Annotated in this window: 12 protein-coding genes; 4 read left to right on the forward strand and 8 right to left on the reverse strand. The window is 50.8% G+C overall.

The features are described from left to right. Positions 1–6: 6 nt before the first annotated feature. The gene (ligA, locus tag B5F83_RS07055; protein ID WP_087278718.1) at positions 7–2043 is read right to left on the reverse strand and encodes an NAD-dependent DNA ligase LigA; all 2037 of its coding nucleotides are present in this window, start codon (positions 2041–2043) and stop codon (positions 7–9) included. 110 nt (positions 2044–2153) lie between these two features. On the opposite strand from ligA, the gene B5F83_RS07060 reads away from it, so the two are divergent. Continuing rightward, positions 2154–3383, forward strand: a complete 1230-nt coding sequence (locus B5F83_RS07060; protein ID WP_087278517.1) for a 6-phosphofructokinase — start codon at positions 2154–2156, stop codon at positions 3381–3383. A 30-nt stretch (positions 3384–3413) separates the two neighbouring features. Further along, positions 3414–4988 (forward strand): alpha-amylase family glycosyl hydrolase, encoded by a 1575-nt coding sequence (locus B5F83_RS07065; protein WP_087278520.1) that lies wholly within the window; start codon positions 3414–3416, stop codon positions 4986–4988. Here B5F83_RS07065 and B5F83_RS07070 read toward each other — a convergent pair. After that, positions 4972–5748 (reverse strand): RNA methyltransferase, encoded by a 777-nt coding sequence (locus B5F83_RS07070; RefSeq protein WP_343234008.1) that lies wholly within the window; start codon positions 5746–5748, stop codon positions 4972–4974. The two genes, B5F83_RS07065 and B5F83_RS07070, sit on opposite strands and share 17 nt — an antisense overlap. 74 nt (positions 5749–5822) lie before the next feature. On the opposite strand from B5F83_RS07070, the gene B5F83_RS07075 reads away from it, so the two are divergent. Both B5F83_RS07075 and eno read left to right on the forward strand, forming a co-directional pair. Further along, positions 5823–8066: a BamA/TamA family outer membrane protein gene (locus tag B5F83_RS07075; protein ID WP_087278523.1), complete on the forward strand. Its 2244-nt coding sequence runs from the start codon at positions 5823–5825 to the stop codon at positions 8064–8066. Between the two features lie 70 nt (positions 8067–8136). Further along, positions 8137–9417 carry a phosphopyruvate hydratase gene (gene eno, locus B5F83_RS07080; RefSeq protein WP_087278526.1) on the forward strand — a complete coding sequence of 427 codons (1281 nt, stop codon included), beginning with the start codon at positions 8137–8139 and terminating at the stop codon, positions 9415–9417. A gap of 95 nt (positions 9418–9512) precedes the next feature. Here the strand turns inward: eno and B5F83_RS07085 are convergent, their stop codons facing one another. From B5F83_RS07085 to B5F83_RS07110, 6 genes are all read right to left on the reverse strand, one after another. Further along, positions 9513–10712, reverse strand: coding sequence for an Ig-like domain-containing protein (locus B5F83_RS07085; RefSeq protein WP_087278530.1), 1200 nt, complete (start codon positions 10710–10712; stop codon positions 9513–9515). 157 nt (positions 10713–10869) lie between these two features. After that, complete coding sequence (locus tag B5F83_RS07090; protein ID WP_158094178.1) at positions 10870–12000, reverse strand: Ig-like domain-containing protein; 1131 nt, start codon at positions 11998–12000, stop codon at positions 10870–10872. A 12-nt stretch (positions 12001–12012) separates the two neighbouring features. After that, positions 12013–13182 (reverse strand): Ig-like domain-containing protein, encoded by a 1170-nt coding sequence (locus B5F83_RS07095; RefSeq protein WP_158094179.1) that lies wholly within the window; start codon positions 13180–13182, stop codon positions 12013–12015. A gap of 180 nt (positions 13183–13362) precedes the next feature. Then, on the reverse strand, positions 13363–14700 hold the full coding sequence (locus tag B5F83_RS07100; RefSeq protein WP_087278539.1) for an MATE family efflux transporter: 1338 nt from the start codon (positions 14698–14700) through the stop codon (positions 13363–13365). 84 nt (positions 14701–14784) lie between these two features. Further along, positions 14785–18024: a S41 family peptidase gene (locus tag B5F83_RS07105; RefSeq protein WP_087278542.1), complete on the reverse strand. Its 3240-nt coding sequence runs from the start codon at positions 18022–18024 to the stop codon at positions 14785–14787. A 21-nt stretch (positions 18025–18045) separates the two neighbouring features. Then, positions 18046–19320: a replication-associated recombination protein A gene (locus B5F83_RS07110; protein WP_204207350.1), complete on the reverse strand. Its 1275-nt coding sequence runs from the start codon at positions 19318–19320 to the stop codon at positions 18046–18048. Positions 19321–19551 lie beyond the last annotated feature (231 nt).

A 19551-nucleotide genomic window follows, 5' to 3' on the forward strand; every position in this document is an offset into this window, starting at 1 on the left:
TAAAAATTACCCCTCCGTCCTTTCCGTCATCTCGTTGAAATCGCTCTCGCTTATTATCCTTATTCCGAGTTTTTCGGCCTTTTTCATCTTTTCAGGACCCGGTTTCTCCCCGGCGAGGAGGTAGGCCGTCTTCGCACTGACGGACCCCGTGTTCTTGCCCCCGAAAGCCTCTATTTTCTTCTTCATTTCCTCTCTCGGGATTGAAAAATTGCCTGTAATCACTATGGCGGCCCCTCCGAATATGTCGGAAATTTTCTCTCCGCCGTCGGGATCCAACTCCATTTTCAGTCCGGCGCTCCTTAGTTTCAAAAGGAATTCGAGATGTTTCAGGTCTGAAAAATACGCGGTTACCGAATCGGCGATGATATCTCCGACCTCATCCACATCGGCGAGTTCCTCCCTTGTGGCGGCTGCAAGACTGTCTATGCTCTTGAAATGCCTTGCCAGGGCCTTGGCCGTGGTTTCACCGACATACCTTATGCCTATGGCGAACAGAACTCTCGGGAAAGGCACCTGTTTCGAGGCTTCGATGCTTGCGAGGAATTTGGCGGCCGAGCGTTCTTTCCAGCCTTCGAGAGTCAGCAGTTGCTCCATGCCGAGACCGTACAGATCCGAGCTGTCTTTGATGAACCCGGCTTCGGTAAGCTGGTCTATCGTCGCCTCTCCGGCGTTGATGTTCATGGCTTTGCGGCTGACGAAATGCAGTATCCCGGCCTTTATCTGTGGAGGGCAGCCGTCCTTGTTGGGACAGAACGACTTGGCTTCGCCTTCGTTTTTTACGAGTTTCGTCCCGCAGACAGGGCAGTATGCGGGAAACTCCGGCGGAAGGATGCCTCCGGTACGCTTAGACAGCTCGACTCCGGTAATCTTCGGTATGATTTCCCCTCCCTTTTCGACATATACGTAATCGCCTATGTGGATGTCGAGCAGCTTCATCTGGTCGGCATTGTGGAGCGAGGCGCGCTTGACGACCGTACCCGACAGCTGTACGGGTTCGAGGTTGGCCACAGGGGTGACCGCACCTGTCCTCCCGACCTGGTAATCGATGGAAAGCAGCTTTGTCAGGGCCCGCTCGGCCTGGAACTTGAACGCCGTCGCCCATCTCGGCGACTTGGCCGTATATCCCAACCTTTTCTGTATTTCCAGTTCGTTCACCTTTATTACAATTCCGTCCGTGGCGAATGGAAGGAATTTCCTGCGCACATCCCAGTCAGTGATATATGTGTCGACTTCGTCCATGTCATGGCACAGCCTTATGTGCTCCGAAATAGGAAGACCCCATGAACGGGCGGCCTCAAGAGCCTCAATATGTGTGGAGAACGGGAGGTTTTCCCCGATAAGGTGGTAAAGCGTACACTCCAGTCCGCGCCGGCCCACTTCTTCTGGGTCGAGCAGTTTCAGCGACCCTGATGCCGCGTTTCTCGGATTGGCGAAAGGCGGTTCTTCATCAATTTCCCTTTCCGCATTGAGCCTGTCGAAGGCCTTGTAGGGCATGTAAATTTCCCCGCGGATTTCGAATTCGTCCGGAAAAGGCACGGACGACCGTTCCAGCCTGTGCGGTATATTGCTTATCTTCAGCACGTTTTCCGTCACATCGTCCCCCTCGGTGCCGTCTCCGCGGGTAAGCGCCATGGCAAGCTCCCCGTGCCTGTAGGTCAAGCAGATGGCGGTGCCGTCGAATTTGAGCTCCGCCGACATCGTGAAATCGGGTTCCACGTCACGCACCCTGCCGAAAAAGGCATTCACTTCCCCCATGTCGTATGTGTTTCCGAGGGAAAGCATCGGATAACGGTGCCTGCGCTGTACGAATTCCCGTTTTACCGGTTTCCCGGCGGTGTCTATGTCGCTTCCGACCTTCACCGTAGGGGAATCTGGGGAAGCGAATTCGGGATATTTCCTCTCCATTGCGGCAAGCTCCTGCATGAGCATGTCGTATTCGAAATCCGAGATTGTCGGAGAATTTTCGACATAATATCTCCTGTTGTGTTCTCCGATGGTCTCCCGGAGCTCCTCTATCCGTTTTTTAGCTTCCTTTTTGTCCATGTCCGAATCCATATCGCGGTAAAAAACCGAAACAAACTACAAAAATAGTCAATTTATCTCCATCTTTCTTATTATTTTTGCGGTATTAACGGATTTTAACAAGATTGAAAATGAAAGATTCTGTAATCATTCTTGCCGGCGGAGGCCCTGCACCCGGCATAAACACTGTAATCGGAAGTATTACCAAGACATTCATATCCAAAGGATTCCGCGTATTAGGACTCCACGGAGGGTATTCCGGGCTCTTTTCCGAAAAGGCTTCTTTCGAAGAACTCGATTTCAAGATAGCCGACAGATATTTCAACAGGGGAGGCTCTTATCTGCAAATGAGCCGTTTCAAGCCTACCGACAAGGATTTCGAGAACAATTTCAACCTTTCATTGTTCAGGGACAACAACATAAGGCTGCTCGTGACGATAGGTGGGGACGATACGGCTTCCACGGCCAACAGGGTGGCAAAATTCCTCGAAGGGCACAGTTATCCGATACGCAACATACATGTTCCCAAAACGATAGACAACGACCTGCCTCTGCCGGACAATGCTCCGACTTTCGGCTTCAATTCGGCCAAGGACGAGGGAGCGCGCATAGCCCGCACCATATATGAAGATGCGAGGACGTCCGGCAACTGGATGCTCGTTGCGGCGATGGGCCGTTCGGCTGGGCACCTTGCTCTCGGAATCGGGGCCTCCTGCCATTATCCGATGATTATCATACCGGAAATGTTCGACAGGACCGGAATAACTGTCGAGAAAATCATCGCCCTCTCCATATCTTCCATCATAAAGAGGAAGATTCTCGGTATAGATTACGGTGCCGTCATGATTTCCGAGGGTGTCTTCCATGAACTTGACAGCAAGGAACTTGAAGCACGTGGCGTAAGGTTCTCCTACGACGAGCACGGACATCCGGAGCTCGGCAAGGTCTCGAAGGCCGTGCTTTTCAACGATATCCTTGAAAAAGAACTTAAAGACATGGGCATAAAGGTCAAGACACGCCCGGTGGAGATAGGCTACGATGTGAGGTGCAACGACCCTGTAGCATACGACCTTACATATTGCTCGCAGCTCGGGATGGGGGTATTCGAACTGTACAATCGCGGAGAGACCGGCTGCATGGTCTATGTCGATGCTTCCGGCAAGGTTTTCCCGCTGTACCTGAAAGACTTGCAGGACGTTACCGGCAAGATACCGCCGCGCAAGGTGGACATAAACGGAGGCCTGGCAAGGAATTTCTATGACAACCTTGTCCAGTATCTGGGCCCTGAAGACTATGAAGCCGCGCGCAAATATCTTCCGGAACCGGAAAAATACGATTTCAGGAAAATACTCTGCTGGTAACCTGAAAATGGAGACAGGCGGAACCGGCCTATGGGCAAAAGGATAATATACCAGATGCTTCCGAGGTATTTCGGAAACATTTCCGCCGCCTGTATTCGCGGCGGGACATTGGAGGAAAACGGTTGCGGGAAATTTTCGGACATCACTTCCGAAGTCCTGTGCCGCCTCCGTGACGACTTGAAAATAACCGACATCTGGTATACAGGGGTATTGGATCATGCGACGACGGTTTCCTTCGAGGGCAAACCGTCGTCTTCATTTGCCGTAGTAAAAGGACTTGCCGGTTCTCCTTATGCCATACGGGACTACTCCGACATAGCTCCGTATCTTGCTGATAATCCTCATGACAGGATGACGGAGTTTGAGCAGTTGATTAAGCGCACGCACGATGCCGGGCTGAGGGTGATAATGGATTTCGTGCCCAATCACGTGGCCCGCGAATACCGTTCTTCCGCCATCCCTCTCGGCGAAAACGACGACAGTTCGGTCGCATGCCGCGAGGAAAACGATTTTCTGTACATCCCGGGAGAGTGCCTGCACCTTCCATGCGGCATTCCCGGCCACGAAGATTACCATGAATGTCCGGCAAAAGTAACCGGAAACGATTGTTACAGTGCATATCCTTCTGAAAATGATTGGTATGACACCGTCAAGCTCAATTATTGCTCCAGTCATACCGGGACATGGGACAAAATGGCGGAAACTGTAAGGTTCTGGGCTTTGAAAGGCGTGGACGGTTTCCGTTGCGACATGGCGGAAATGGTGCCTGCCGCCTTCTTTTCGTGGATGATACGTAGAGTTAAGGAAGAATTCGGCGGAAATGTCTGCTTTATCGCCGAGGTCTACGACATGTCCAGGTACAGGGAGTATTCCGAAGCCGGTTTCGACCTGCTTTACGACAAGTCCGGACTCTACGATACATTGAGGCACATAACCGTTTCGGGAGGCCCGGCCACAGGAATCACCCGCAACTGGCAGGCCTTGGGGGATTTGCAGCCCGCCATGCTGAATTTTCTCGAAAACCATGACGAACAGAGGATAGCATCCGACTTTTTCTGCGGCAGCGCCAGAAAGGCCTTTGCGGCCCTGCATGTTTCCCTGCTTTTCAACGATGCTCCCTTCATGATTTATTCCGGACAGGAATACGGGGAACGGGGAATGGACTCCGAAGGTTTCAGCGGTGTCGACGGACGGACAACGATATACGATTTCTGGAGCGTAGGGACTTTGAGGCGGGCCCTGACCGGACAGTTGTCGGAAAACGAAAAATACATCTATTCCCGTTACTGCCACCTGCTTTCGGCGGCCTCCGGAAGTCCGGCGTTCTCGGAAGGGAAGGTCTTCGATCTGTGTTATGCAAACATGCAGAATCCCGATTTCAATCCCGACAGGCATTTTGCGTTTTTAAGGTACGCACCGGGGGATCTGAGACTGGTCGCTGCCAATTTTTCCGACTGTCCCGCAAGGCTCCGCATCCGGATACCGCGGCACGCTTTCGAATATTTCGGGATAGGGGAAACGCCCGGATTCAATCATGAAAACCCTGTCGACATGGAAGTCGTGGCCTGGGACGGGGCGATAGCCGTTTTCAGTACCTGCGTCTGAATTCCGAGCAGGTTATGGCGGTCGCCGCCGCCACATTGAGGGACTCGCCTCCGCATTTTCCGAAAGGAGGGATGAAAAGCCTTCTGCCTATATTGGAGGCTGTCTGCCGGGAAATTCCGTCGGATTCCGAACCCATCACTATCATTTCCGGGCTCTCCGACATTAGGTCTGCCTTGTATATGTCCTCCCCGTCGAGGAAGGTACCGAATACCGGGATTCCGTTTTTGCCGAGAATCCCGCACAGCGAAGCGAGGTCGGTATATGCGAACCTTACCCTGAATATCGCACCCATAGTGGCCTGGACTACCTTGGGGTTGAATATGTCCACGCTTCCTTCGGAGGCGAATACGGCATTTATCCCGAACCAGTCGGCTATCCTTATTATCGTCCCGGCATTTCCTGGATCGCGTATGCCGTCGAGCCCGAGATACAGCGGGACAGTATTTCCGGACTTTCCGTTTCCGACACCGCTTGCGGAATCCAGGATGGAGGTAGCCGCTTCCCGGGCGGCAATCCGGCCGCGCCCTTCGGGCATCCTCACCACGGCAAGGGCCGGAGAAGGGGACGACAGGCATGATATGCGGGACATGGCTTCCTCCCCGATTTCATCAGCGCGGTAAACAGCTTCGATGCCGAAACCGGAAGCAAGCGCCTCGGCCACCAGTTTTTCACCTTCGCAGATGAAAAGCCCCGTTTCATCGCGGAATTTTTTCTGCGACAGTGAACGTATGGATTTTATTTCGTTTTTCGTCAGCGGCATACCCGGTTTTTTAGGATTATCTGCAAAAATAAGCTATTTTTGCATAATTTGTGACTTTCGGTTAAAGGATTCGCATGGACATGAAAAGCCTCCATAGGATAATGGCCGTTCTGCCGGCATTGCTGCTCGCCATATCTTGCAGTACCACAAGAGTATTGCCCGAAGGTACATACCGGTTGCAGAAGAATGTCGTGGAAATAATGGGAGACAAGGCCGAAAGGGGGGATGTGAGTGTTTCCGACATAGAGCAATACATAAAACAGGCCCCGAACAAGTATTTCGTTTTCGGCTGGAACCCTTTCCTTAACATTTACAACTGGAGCAACGGCAAGGGGAACGGTTGGGACAGGTTCGTCAAGAAGATAGGGGTGGCGCCGGTGCAGTTCGACCCGTCGCTTGTCGGGAGCAGCAAGGAGAACATCGAATCCCATCTTCGGTATCTTGGTTATTACGGCTCCTCTGTCAAGGATACGGTGACATACAAAAAGCGCAGGGCCAAAGTGAAATACGAGGTCTATCCGGGCAAGAGGTTCCCGATAAAGTCCATAAGCTATGACATCGGGGATTCGCTCATGCGCTCGATTGCGCTTGCCGATTCGTCCCGTTCCCTTGTCGGCAAAGGGGACTATCTGAGCGAATCCGTACTGGAAAGCGAGTCCCAGAGGCTCAATACGGTATACCGCCGGAACGGTTATTACGGTTTTTCCAAAAACTACATATTTTTCGAAGCTGACACTACCGCGGTGAAAGACAGCGCCTTGCTGGAAATACAGATAAGGAATTATCCGCGGGGAGGGCAGCCTTCAGATTCCATAGAGCATCGCCGGTATGCAATCGGAAATGTCAGGATAAAATATGACAAGGATATGAAAATCAGGGAAAACCTCCTGAAAAGGCTGAACCTTGTTAAGCCTGGAGACATCTATGACGAACAAGTCATAAACAACACCTATTCGCGTTTTTCCGGCGTGAGGCTCTTCGGAAGCGTGAATATAACTACCTCCGAGGCCCCCGGGAATCTGGTCGACTGCGACATCTCCCTTACGCAGTCGAAAATCCAGGGAATGAAACTGAATGTCGAGGCCTCCACCAATTCTTCCGGACTTTTCGGCATATCGCCCTCGCTTTCATATTACAACAAGAACATTTTCAGGGGAGGAGAGTGGCTGACCCTCAGTTTTATGGGAAATTTCCAGTTCAAGTTCAACGACCCTATCCGCTCGAATGAGCTCGGTATTTCCGCCGGGATAAGTTTTCCTAAATTCCTCTTCCTGCCCGACAGGCTTTTCCACGGGGCGATACCGAGGACGGACCTGAACATATCGTACAACTATCAGAGCAGGCCAGAATATACGAGGAACATCATATCCACTTCATTCGGGTACAGCTGGAATTCCGGAAACAGGCTTTATTACACCTTGTCGCCCATCCAGCTCAATATCATACGCCTGTTCAACCTCGACCAGGATTTTTACGATGACCTGAGCAACAATCCGTATTTGCAGAGCGCCTATCAGAACCACTTCGATTTGGGGCTGGGCGGCACGGTCTACTATACGACCGACAATTCCGTAAATCCGAAAAACACTTATTTCTATACAAGGCTGCAATTCGACCTTGCCGGAAACGTGCTTAGCCTTTTCAATCCCCTCATGCCGGTGGATGAAAACGGCAGCCATAGGATATGGAACACGCCTTATTCCCAGTTTGCCAGGGCAGAGCTTTCGCTTGTCAGGACATGGGTATTCGGCAAAAGGGGGACGCATTCCCTCGCCGTCAGGGCCATCGGAGGCATAGGCTATTCTTACGGCAACTCGGCGGCGATGCCGTTTGAAAAACAGTTCTACGCTGGCGGGGCGAGCAGCCTGCGCGGTTGGCAGTCGAGGGCCGTCGGTCCCGGCATGTCTGCCATGAACAGCAATTTTGTCATTCCTAACCAGACGGGAGACATAAAAATGGAAGCCAATATCGAATACAGGTTCAGGATTTTCTGGAAAATAGCCGGTGCGCTGTTCGTGGATGCCGGCAATGTATGGAACCTGCGTTCCTCCGTGGCCGACGACCCCGGAGTGCTGAGAGGACGGGACTTTTTCCGGAGCGTGGCGCTGAACTGGGGACTCGGTATAAGGTTCGACCTCGATTTCGTCCTTCTGAGGCTCGATATGGGCATAAGGCTGCATGACCCGTCGATGCAGTCTCTCTCGGACAAGGAGCTGGCAGCAGGTGCCGTACCTGCAAGGAGGGGATGGCTCGGCCCGGACGAATGGTTCAGGCATAATGGTTTTGCCATCCATTTCGGTGTCGGATACCCGTTCTAAGGCACGGATTTTGAGAGTGTCGGCGCGGTTTTTATTAAGGCAGTTTAATTTATTTATTGAGTTTAGTTATATGAAGATTAAAGAAATCGTTGCACGTGAAATACTTGATTCACGCGGAAATCCTACAGTGGAAGTTGATGTAAGACTTGAAAACGGGGTTCTCGGACGTGCTTCCGTTCCTTCGGGTGCGTCGACCGGCGAGCACGAGGCTCTGGAATTGAGGGACTGTGACAAAAAGCGTTACGGAGGCAAAGGTGTCCTGAAGGCAGTCGCCAATGTGAATGACAAAATCGCCCCTGCATTGTGCGGATGCTCCGTATTGGAACAGCGTGCTATCGATATGAAGATGATTGCTCTGGACGGTACCAAGACGAAATCGAATCTCGGGGCGAATGCCATACTCGGAGTTTCGCTTGCTGTTGCAAAGGCTGCGGCTAATTATCTGAATATTCCGCTTTACAGATATATCGGCGGTGTGAACACTTACGTTCTCCCTGTCCCGATGATGAACATCATCAACGGCGGCTCGCACAGCGATGCCCCTATAGCTTTCCAGGAATTCATGATACGCCCGGTAGGCGCGCCTTGTTTCAAGGAAGGGCTCCGTATGGGTGCGGAAGTATTCCATGCACTGAAGAAAGTGCTTCATGACCGCGGACTCAGCACGGCCGTAGGCGATGAAGGAGGTTTCGCTCCGGCATTGAAAGGCACGGAAGACGCCCTTGAATCCATCATGGCTGCAATCAAGGCGGCAGGATATGAACCGGGCAAGGACGTAATGATAGGCCTCGACTGCGCTTCATCGGAGTTCTACAAAGACGGCATTTACGATTATACCAAGTTCGAAGGCCCTAACGGAAAGAAACGTACCTCGGCGGAGCAGGTGGATTATCTTGAAGAACTTATCGGCAAATATCCTATCGATTCCATCGAAGACGGTATGAGCGAGAACGACTGGGAAGGCTGGAAGGCGCTTACCGACAGGATAGGTTCGAAATGCCAGCTCGTAGGTGACGACCTCTTCGTTACCAACGTCGATTTCCTTTCAAAGGGTATCGCAATGGGATGTGCAAACTCAATCCTTATAAAGGTCAATCAGATAGGTTCGCTCAGCGAAACTCTTGATGCAATTGAAATGGCCCACCGTCACGGATATACAACAGTTACTTCACACCGTTCAGGTGAAACTGAGGATGCAACCATAGCTGACATAGCCGTTGCCACAAACAGCGGCCAGATCAAGACCGGCTCACTCAGCCGTTCGGACAGGATGGCCAAATACAACCAGTTGCTCAGAATCGAAGAAGAACTCGGCGACAGAGCGGTATACGGGTACAAAAGGATAAAATAACAGCTTCCAAGAAGTTTTAAAGAGGGCGAGTCTGACTTTTGACCCGCCCTCTCTTTGATTTGGCTACTTCGAAGATATTTCAGGAAATGGCTCCTTTAAAATCCCAAAACGCAGCGCGCTCCAAAGTAATAATACTTGTAGTACCAAAATGAATGGATGAATGATGCATTGTCGAATATTATCACTCTTGCCTGATTTGATGATGCCTGAGACGAAGTCCACAATTGATTAGTCACAGGATCGAACATTGTCTTGTCATCGTCCGCCACTTTCTCAAAGTTAGCATTCATGAGTTCAGGAACGTCTCCTTTCCCCAACCAGAAAAAGTTTCCAGTTTCACCGTCGAAAAATGAAGAAGTGGTATTAAGTGTCGCACCTGCAAGGTTTCTCAGGATATCGAACCATTGTCCGGTTGCAGGGAGGTACCAGCCGGTACTCGTCTCAGGGGCGGCAACGGTTTCATTGAAGTCCACGGCATCCTTGAATATCGGATAGTATCCGGCTTCATAATCGGCGGCACGTTCTTCCTGAATCAGTTTTGTGTAGAGGTAACCGTCTATGTCGGCATCGGAAAGTTCGTAAGATGCGTAATAATCATCCACGACATAGGCATACGGGATTCCTATTTCCCTTTCATCACGGTCCCATCCTTGGGTCGCCGCATCATAAAACCACATATTGCTGTATGTGATATCTCCGACGTGCTTTGTGGCCATTACCGAACCGTGAGGCTCGATACCTTTATCAATGAGAGCCTGCTTCTCCGCCGCCCCCATGCGTGTCGTGTCTGTTGAATAGACTATGCCGATAACATCGTGGGAAGCTACAGTGGCCGCATCCGTCGATACATCAAGCAATGAGCCGTCTGACAGATAAAAATCTCCCACGGTTGCCTGCGACGGAAATTTGTTGCCGCCGTACACCTGCACGACACATGTATCTTTTACATTGGCAGATTCAACGAATATGGATGTCCTGCCGGAACCTGTCGCGGTAACTGTACCGTTTTCGTCCACAGTGGCAATTGAGGTGTCATCGCTGGTATATGATATATTTTCAACCTCCGCATTTTCAGGCAAGACTGTCACCGTCAGTGTAAGATTGTCTCCGATAAGCATCTCGGCCGAAGTCGGATCCACTGATATGGACTCGATCTCAACAGGTTCTTCTACCTCGGTAGTATCGCCTCCGGGAACTTCCGGTCCCGGTTTTTCCGTGTTATTCTTTTCGCAGGATATTGTCGACAATGAAACGGCAATGAATGCGATTGCAATGATAAATAATGACTTTTTCATATCAAAATAACTTTAATAATGTGAATTGATTTTAAACTGTTCTTGTTATTCGCGCCCGGCCTCGGCTTGGTTCAAACAAATTTGTCCTCTGCTCCCGGCTTGCGGTTTAAAAATAATGACTGACGCGGTCGTGCTTGTTGTCAAGTTGTGTTTGTTGTCAAAATGAGCCGAATGTCAGTATAGGCCTTACCAGATATGACTCGTTTTTATTTGCTTTCATGCATATTACACTCCATCCGTTATCAAGATATACATAACGGGCCTGGGTAGATGAAGATGTCGTGGAAGTCCAATACACCCCAGTATCATTAACAGGATCCTTCAGGTTATCGGAAACTTTATCCATGGAAGCATTTATCGCCTCCACTATGCCTGTTATGTTTTCCCACATAAAATCATCATCGTTGATCGGCAGCATATTGCTTTCGTCAAACCTGATATCGGCGAAATTGCGTATGATTTCAAAGAACTGGCCGCATGACGGGAGGTACCATGGCGTGGCATTTTCAGGTACTGGGACATAGTCATTGTACTCATCGGCCGCCAGCATGGCTGGATAATATCCCGCATTATATGCATCCGTCCGGAATTCTTTTACAAGGCATGTTTTTTCAAACCCGCTGAAATCCGCATCTGAAAGTTCGAAAGTCCCGTAAGAATCCCCTTCTACCAATGCATCGGTGAAGCCTATTTCCGTTTCATCCCTGAGGTAGGCCCCTGTATAAGGGTCCTTGTACCACATCTGCGAGGTTTCGGAAGCCTCTTTCAGGGCCATGACAAAACCCCTCGCCATGATTACGCCGTTATCCGACAGATAGCCGGCATCGTATTCGGGAATCTTCCTCAAATCCACACAGAACACGATTCCTATTACGTCAGCATTGCGGACGGTCTCAGCATCGGCATCTTTCGAAAGTATGGAACCGTCGGCCAGGAAGAAGTCTCCGGGCACGATACGTGAAGGAAGGGTACGGTCGGGCTGTACGGTTACATTGCAACTGTCCCTGACTCCTCCTGCTTCCGCTATGACCGTGGCTGAGCCTTCGGACACTGCCTTGACAAGCCCTGTCGCATCCACGGTGGCTACTTCAGAATCGGAGGAAGACCATGAAACGGCGGCACCGGAAGGTATCGTTTGGGCTTCAAGGCGCAACGAATCCCCGGTTTTCAACTGTATGTCGCTTTCACTGATTGTAACGGAAACCACATCGGAGCCGTTCCCTTCGCATGACAATACCATGAGGCAGGCCGCCGCGATGGCAGCCGGAAAAGAAAAATATTTTTTCATGTCAGCCATGTTTTAAAATCCCAGAACACACAGCACGTTCATGTATTCCATCTTATAATATCTGTAACAGCATGAGAATCCGTTGTCATCCAATGAAATGAAACGGGTTTCGCTTGGTGATGCCACGGATGAGGTCCAGAACATCATTCCGCTGCCGATGAATTCCGAATGTTCCTTTACCGGCTCAAGGATATTGTTGATATTCGTGGACAAAGGTCCGAGCTGCATCCAGTAAAAGTCTTCATTGCCTTCGGGAACAAGGTTGTTTTCCTCGACACTTCCCTTGGCGAGGCCCCTCAGTATATCGAACCACTGTCCGTTTGAAGGCAGGTACCAACCCGTGGATATTTCAGGCGAAGGGACACTTTCCTCGAACTCAGCCACATAAGTAAATACCTGGTAATATCCGGCAGCCAGTTCCTTTGCCCGGAGCTCCTTTATCTGGTTATAGTACATGTATCCGTTCAAATCCTCGTTGGCCATGCGGTAGGTAGCCACAGGGTCGTCATATACGATGATATTCGGCATCCCGATTTCTTCTTCGTTCAATGTAAAATCATAGGTATCGGTATAGTACCAGCGCAATGGCTCCGGAGCCTGTTTTGCCGACATTACCAGACCGTTGGGCTCTATGCCCTTTTCCCAAAGAGCCTTCTTTTCGAATCCGCTCATGCGGCTCGTATCCGTACAGAAGACCACACCTATGACATCCATGGCACCGATTTCGGCACGGGAAGAGTTCTGGGAAAGGATGGAGCCGTCGGAAAGATAATAATCCCCGATGTATGCCTTCTCAGGTTTCTTGTCTCCCATGAATACGGTCACCTTGCATTCGGCCGAATAATCCCCGGCCGCAAGCCTTATGACGGTTTTTCCCGGGGACACGGCGCTTACTTCGCCTTCAGGGCTTACCGTGGCGACGGATTCGTCATCGGAGGACCATACGGGAGCATCCGCAAGTTCCGGTGTTTCAGGTGAAAAAGACCAGGAAAGAGTTGTGCTTTCACTGCGCAAGAGGTACAGTAACGACGGTTCGACACCAAGAGCATAGACGATGGTAGTGTCCTTGCCCGGCTCTTCCGTTGAAGTCGTATCCGTGGTCGGATCATCATTTCCGCCCGGATCGATTGCAGGCTTTTCGCAGGATGCCGCAAGAAGGCCGCCTGCAAAAAGCAGTAGCATTAAAAACCGGTTTTTCGATTTCATTTTGAATTGTTTTTTCATCCCTTGTGCCCTTAGGGATACTCAATCTCATAAAAGAGGGGCACACCCAGGAAAAACACGCCTGGCACCTTTTATTACTACAAACTTAGGCAAAAAAAAGACAACGTCAAAAAAACCGATGCTGAAAATAAAGGGGGCTCACACTCTTTTTCCCGCCCATTTGCCTTTCCTGATGTAGGAATAGCTCAATATGCCTATGAGTATGTAATATACATGCTCGGTAGTCCAGCATAACGAGACGTCGAGATGCAGCTGCAATGTGACGAAGGCGCTGTAGGCGAGGTATACGGCAAGGGTGCCGATTTCAAGCGCAAAGGCTTTCCGTGTGTTGCCGGTACCTGAGACGGACTGGAAAAGTATATTGCCTGGTACGGTGAAGAGCAGCGAAGTGCAGAACACCCATACGGAAGGGGCGACGGCCTCATACAGTGACGGTATATTGGTGTAAATCCTGGCGAAAGTCTGCGGAAATGCAGAAAAAAGTATTGCAAGCGGGATGGCGAACATGTATGCCATCCCAATGATTCTCTTGATGGTAGGCATCACTTCCTCCTGTCTTGCGGCTCCGATGAGATTGCTTGTGATCGAACTGCATGTCGAAGAAAACGCGGTTATAATCATGAAAACTATGCTCGCGATGTTCCTGACGATGTTGGTTATGGCCAGCGGATGCTCGCCGAGATGTTCTACGAAGATGATGAAGGCGAACCAGGTGGAAAATGATATGAAATTCTGGATCATCGTCCAGAAGGATATTTTCAGGATGTTGCCCTGCATTGCCGCGGAAGGCTTGTAGACAGTGTCCAGACCGTATTTCCGGCAATTTATCCTGTATTTGGTATATATGATGAAAAATGCCAGCGACACGGCTTCGGCGAGTACGGAGCCGATTGCCGCCCCCGATATGCCCATTGCGGGCAGACCGAGTTTCCCGAATACGAGTATCCAGTTGAACAGCACATTCGACAGTACCATCACAATCGAGTTGAGCGTAAGTGTCTTCGTTTGTGTCGTACCGACAAAGAACGCCCTGAACATGGCGGCGGCGAATGAAAATATCAGGCCGAAAACCCTGTATTTGATATAATCCTTTGCGGCGGAGGCCACTTCCGGAGACGAAACCGCGATATCCAGCAATCTGCCCGAAAAGAGTAGGGACAGGCCCAGCATCGCCAGGGCAATCGCAAGTATGATGTACATGCCCTGGAAGAAAACATTCCCTATTTCCCCGTAATTGCCTTCGCCGTTCCTGCGGGCGATGATTATCTGCGAACCGATGCTGAAACCGAAGCCCATCATGAATATCATCATGTAGAATACAGAACCTATGGCCGAGGCTCCGAGCTCCACTTCTCCGACCCTTCCCATGAATGCCGTATCCGTCATGCCTATGAGCTGTTCCATAAGCAGACAGATCATGATAGGGTAGGCTATTTTCCAGATATCCTTTTTCTTATAGGTAATTTCAGCGGACATTGTTCATGATTGATAAAAAAACGGGGGAACAGCACATGCAAAAACTGTTCCCCCGCATCAAATACTGTTAGAAAAGCCGGAAAATTATTCCGCCTTTGCGGCTTCTATTTCCCTCAGCATCTCTTTGACGGCGGCTTCAATCTGAAGGTCGCGCCCGTCAACCATGCTTTCAGGGTCATTATTGACCATGATGTCCGGTTCGAGCTGTTTGTTTTCCTGATAGTTTCCGTCATTGTCCCTCATTCCTATCTGCGGGATTCCGAAGATAAGGGTAGGGTCTATCTGGCTTTCCCACCATACAGCGGTCATAGTACCAGGGACAGGCATGCCGATGATTTTTCCGATGCCGAGGGCCCTGTATGCGAATGGGAACCCGTGTGCGTCGGAATAGTTTCCTTCGCCTACAATCACGCATGATGGTTTGTACCACTTGTTAAGAGGCTCGGAACCTATGTACTGTCCTCTCGGAGTCATGTCCGCATAGTGTTTTCCGTTAAGGAAGGTAGCGAGGTCGTCATGCAACCATCCGCCGCCGTTGAAACGGGTATCCACTATGAGGGCGTCGCAATTGCGGTATTTGCCGAGCGCCTTGGAGAACACTTCCCTGAAGCTCGGGCTGTCCATACCCTGTACATGCACATAGCCTACACGTCCGCCTGAAAGCGAATCCACGAGATGTTCGCGCTGTTTTACCCAACGGTCATAGAGAAGGACGTTCTGCACACCGTAAGTAATAGGCTTCACGACTTCCTCCCATGTCTTGCCGCCCTTGCGGAGCGAAAGAACCACATTCTTGCCGGCCTTGTGGTTAAGGAACCTGAAATAATCCTCACCGGCCTTTATCGGATTGCCGTCGATTTTCTCTATTATCACTCCCGGTTTTATCTTCGAGTCGGAAGAAATCATAGGATTGTCTTCGATGACCTCGGCAACCATGAGCCCGTCACCTTCATAACCGTTATCGAAGAATATGCCGAATACGGCAGTTGCGTCGCCGCCGCCGTAAGCATAGTACCTTGAACCCGTGTGCGAAGCATTAAGCTCTCCGAGAAGTTCGCTGAGCATCTCTGAAAAATCGAAGTTGTTGTTGATGTACGGCAGGAACCTCGAATATGCCTCCTTGTACATCGCCCAGTCGATTCCATGTATTTCAGGGTCGTAGAACTTGTCAACCACCTGCTGCCATGCGTGGTTGAAGATATACTCCCTTTCCAGTGCCGGACGGTAATTGAACTCTGCGTTTATCCCGACAGGTTTCATCGAGCCGCTGTTCAAGTCGAGAGAACTTATGCGGCCCATCGAGAGTATGTATACCTTGTTTCCGGTCTCGTCGGTATCGAACATCCCGCTGTAGGCGTTCAGCTTGGCAACCAGACGGGTGTCGCCTTCCTTGAGGTCGCGGGTCCAGAGGTCGTATCCGCCTTCGAAAGCGGCAAGATAATACAGTTTCGAACCGTCGTTGTTAAGGTAGCAGTCGCCGTAAGTGGCCGAATTGACGGTAAGCCTTACCATCCTGTCCTCGATATTGTCGAATTCGTATTCGATTTCAGGAAGGGCGGCCTTGGTAGAGTCCTTGTCCTTCTTGTCTTCCTTCTTGTTTTTCTTGGAAGCCTCCTGCATCATTGCATATACTTCGCCTTCTTCCTTGTCCCTCATGAACGAGTCGTACGACTCTTTGTTGAAGAACATGATGTAGATGTCGGTATAGGCGCCCCAGCTTCCGTGGCTGCGGTAACCGTTCTTGTCGGTATACCAGAGGATTGCGTTGCCGTCCAGTACGAAATGCGCGCCGCTGTCGGAATAACCGCTTTCAGTGAGGTTGTGGAGTTCCCCGCTTCCGTCAGCCTTCACGAGGCCGAGGTCGACATAATTCCAGCCGCCCTTTTCGAAGAAATTGACAGCGAACCATTTTCCGTCAGGAGACCATTGATACCACTGGTCGCCGTCGGAATACGAATAATTGTAGTTTCCGTCGAGAATCGTACGCATCTTCCCGCTCTTGAGGTCGATTACGCGGAGAGTTGTCCTTGCTTCAAGGAAGGCCACTTCCTTGCCGTCAGGGGAGAAGGAAGGCTGGAAACGGGCCACGTTACCTTCAGTCACTGGTTTTTCCTTTATTTCTGTAGCGTATGTGAACATGGTTTCGTCCTTATTGACGATTTCGGACATGTATACGTTCCAGCAGCCGTTCCTCTCGGAAGAATATACTATGCTTCTTCCGTCAGGGGCGAAATCGATGTCGCGCTCCTGTTCCGGGGTATCGGTAATCCTTACGGTAGTCCCGTATTCGGTCGAAGCCACATATACATCGCCTCTCATGATGAAGGCCACTTCCTTGCCGCTCGGCGATACTGCCATTGACGACACGCCTGAAGAACGGTATTGTACTATATAATCCGGTTCGGTGCGGTCGGAGCGTATTTCGATGGCTACCTTTACAGGCTCCGAACCTTCTTTTACCGTGTATATTTCTCCGTCATAAAAATATGCCATCGTTCCGTCGGAGGCAACCGAAAGGAACCTTACCGGATGGTTGTCATGCCTTGTTATCTGGGTGTCCTTCCCTGTCGAAAGCGAATGTTTCCATATATTGAAAGAACCGCTCTTTTCCGTCAGGAAATAATATTCATCGTCATTTCCCGGAACGAATACGGCATCCATGTCCTCTCCGTTGAAGTCGGAAACCTTCGTGTGTTTTCCGGTCGCCGGCTCATACAGCCAGATGTCCCTGGTGACGGATGAAGTATGGTGCTTGCGCCAGTTGTCCTCATATCCTTTCAAATCCTGATAAAGGAGTTTGTCTCCAGTGGAGTTGAAGGATATGCTTTCCATGCAGACGGATGAAAACAGTTCCGGACGGCCCCCTGTGACAGGGATTGCGTAAACCTGCTGAAAACCGCCTTCGGGGCTTTGGGAGAAATCCTTGTCCACCATGATGGAAGTCTCTATGTAAAGTGTCTTTCCGTCATTGCTGAATGCGAGCGGTTCCTCGGCCCTCGACCAATATGTCAGCCTTGTCGGCTCTCCGCCGTCCGCCGGCATCGTGAAAATGTCGAAATTGCCGTACCTGTCCGAGGCGAATGCGATAGTCTTTCCGTCAGGAGACCAGACAGGGGCATAATCGTGGGCTTCATTGGTGGTGAGCTGCTGTGCCGTTCCGCCGTCTGCGGATACTTTGTAAATATCCCCCTTGTAGGAAAAGGCTATGCTCTTCCCGTCCGGGGAAATGGCAGGATAACGGGTCCAGAGGGGACTTTCCTGCGCCGTGGCGTTTAACGAGAACGCCGCAAGCATCGTTGCTAAAGTGATTTTTAAGAATCTCATAAAATATAAAAATTAAAAACACTAATATCCGTATTTTTCCCATTCTTCGGAAAGCCTCCTGCGGATTTCCTCTTCCTTCCGGTTCCTGCCGGGGTCGTAAAACCTTGTCCCGGACATTTTTTCCGGAAGGAATTCCTGCTGTACGAAATTGCCTTCGTAGTCATGGGCGTACTTGTAGCCGTCATGATACCCGAGTTCCTTCATGAGTTTTGTCGGAGCGTTTCTCAGATGGAGCGGGACAGGGGCATCCTTCGTCTCCTTGGCGGCCTGCATGGCTGCATCTATCGCCATATAGGCACTGTTGCTCTTCGGAGAAGTCGCAAGGTATATCGCGGTCTCGGACAAAGGAATTCTTGCTTCCGGCATGCCTATCCGGTGTACGGTATCGAAGCAGGCCGATGCGAGCAGCATCGCATTCGGATTGGCCAGACCTATGTCCTCGGAAGCGAGAATGGCAAGCCTGCGTGCGATGAACAGGGGGTCTTCGCCGCCGTCGAGCATACGGGCCATCCAGTAGACTGCCCCGTTGGGGTCGGAACCTCGCACGCTTTTTATGAACGCGGAAATGATGTCATAATGCATTTCCCCGTTTTTGTCATAGAGCGCGATGTTTTCCTGCAGGCTGTCCTGCACTACCTTGTTGTCGATTACGACAGGGCCGTCCGGAGGGAAGGTGCCGACAGTGATTTCGAGGATGTTGAGCAGTTTGCGTGCATCCCCTCCGGCAAAACGGAAAAGGGCCTCCTTCTCCTTGACGGTGATGTCGCGTGTCCTGAGGTATTCGTCCTTTTCCAGCGCCTTCGAGAGGAGGATGTCGAGATCCTCGGGGTCGAGCGATTTGAGGACGAAGACCTGGCACCTCGAAAGGAGAGGGGATATGACTTCGAAAGAAGGGTTTTCGGTCGTGGCTCCTATCAGGACAATCGTCCCGCTTTCGACAGCTCCGAGCAATGCGTCCTGCTGGGCCTTGTTGAAGCGGTGGATTTCGTCAATGAAAAGTATCGGAGAGCCTTTCGAGAACATCGCACCCGATTTCGCCCGCTCAATTACTTCCCTTACGTCCTTGACCCCCGAACTTATCGCCGACAGCGTATGGAACTCCCTTTCCAGGGACGAGGCTACTATGCGGGCGAGAGTGGTTTTCCCTACTCCGGGAGGGCCCCAGAGTATGAAAGAGGAAAGGTTTCCGCTCTCTATCATGTTTCTGAGCACGGAACCTTTGCCTACCAAATGTTTCTGGCCTACATAATCGTCCAATGACGACGGGCGCATCCTTTCCGGAAGAGGTATCAACATCCTGACTTCAGTATTACTAGTAAGTTTTACTCTTGGCTCGTAGTAACTACTGCTCGTAGCTCACAGTAAATCTTACAAAGATAATCAGAAGCCGAGAGCAATGCAAATTTATTTGCATTTCCTGTTTCCTGTTTCGGGAGGAGCCGAGAGCCTGGGAAGGCATGAACCGTATTTCTGCCGCGGGCAGTTCGAGGAAAATATACGCAGAAGTCCATGTCGTCTTATCAATCT

The organism is Muribaculum sp. An289 (assembly GCF_002159555.1).
Classification (GTDB): Bacteria; Bacteroidota; Bacteroidia; order Bacteroidales; family UBA932; genus Merdivivens; species Merdivivens faecigallinarum.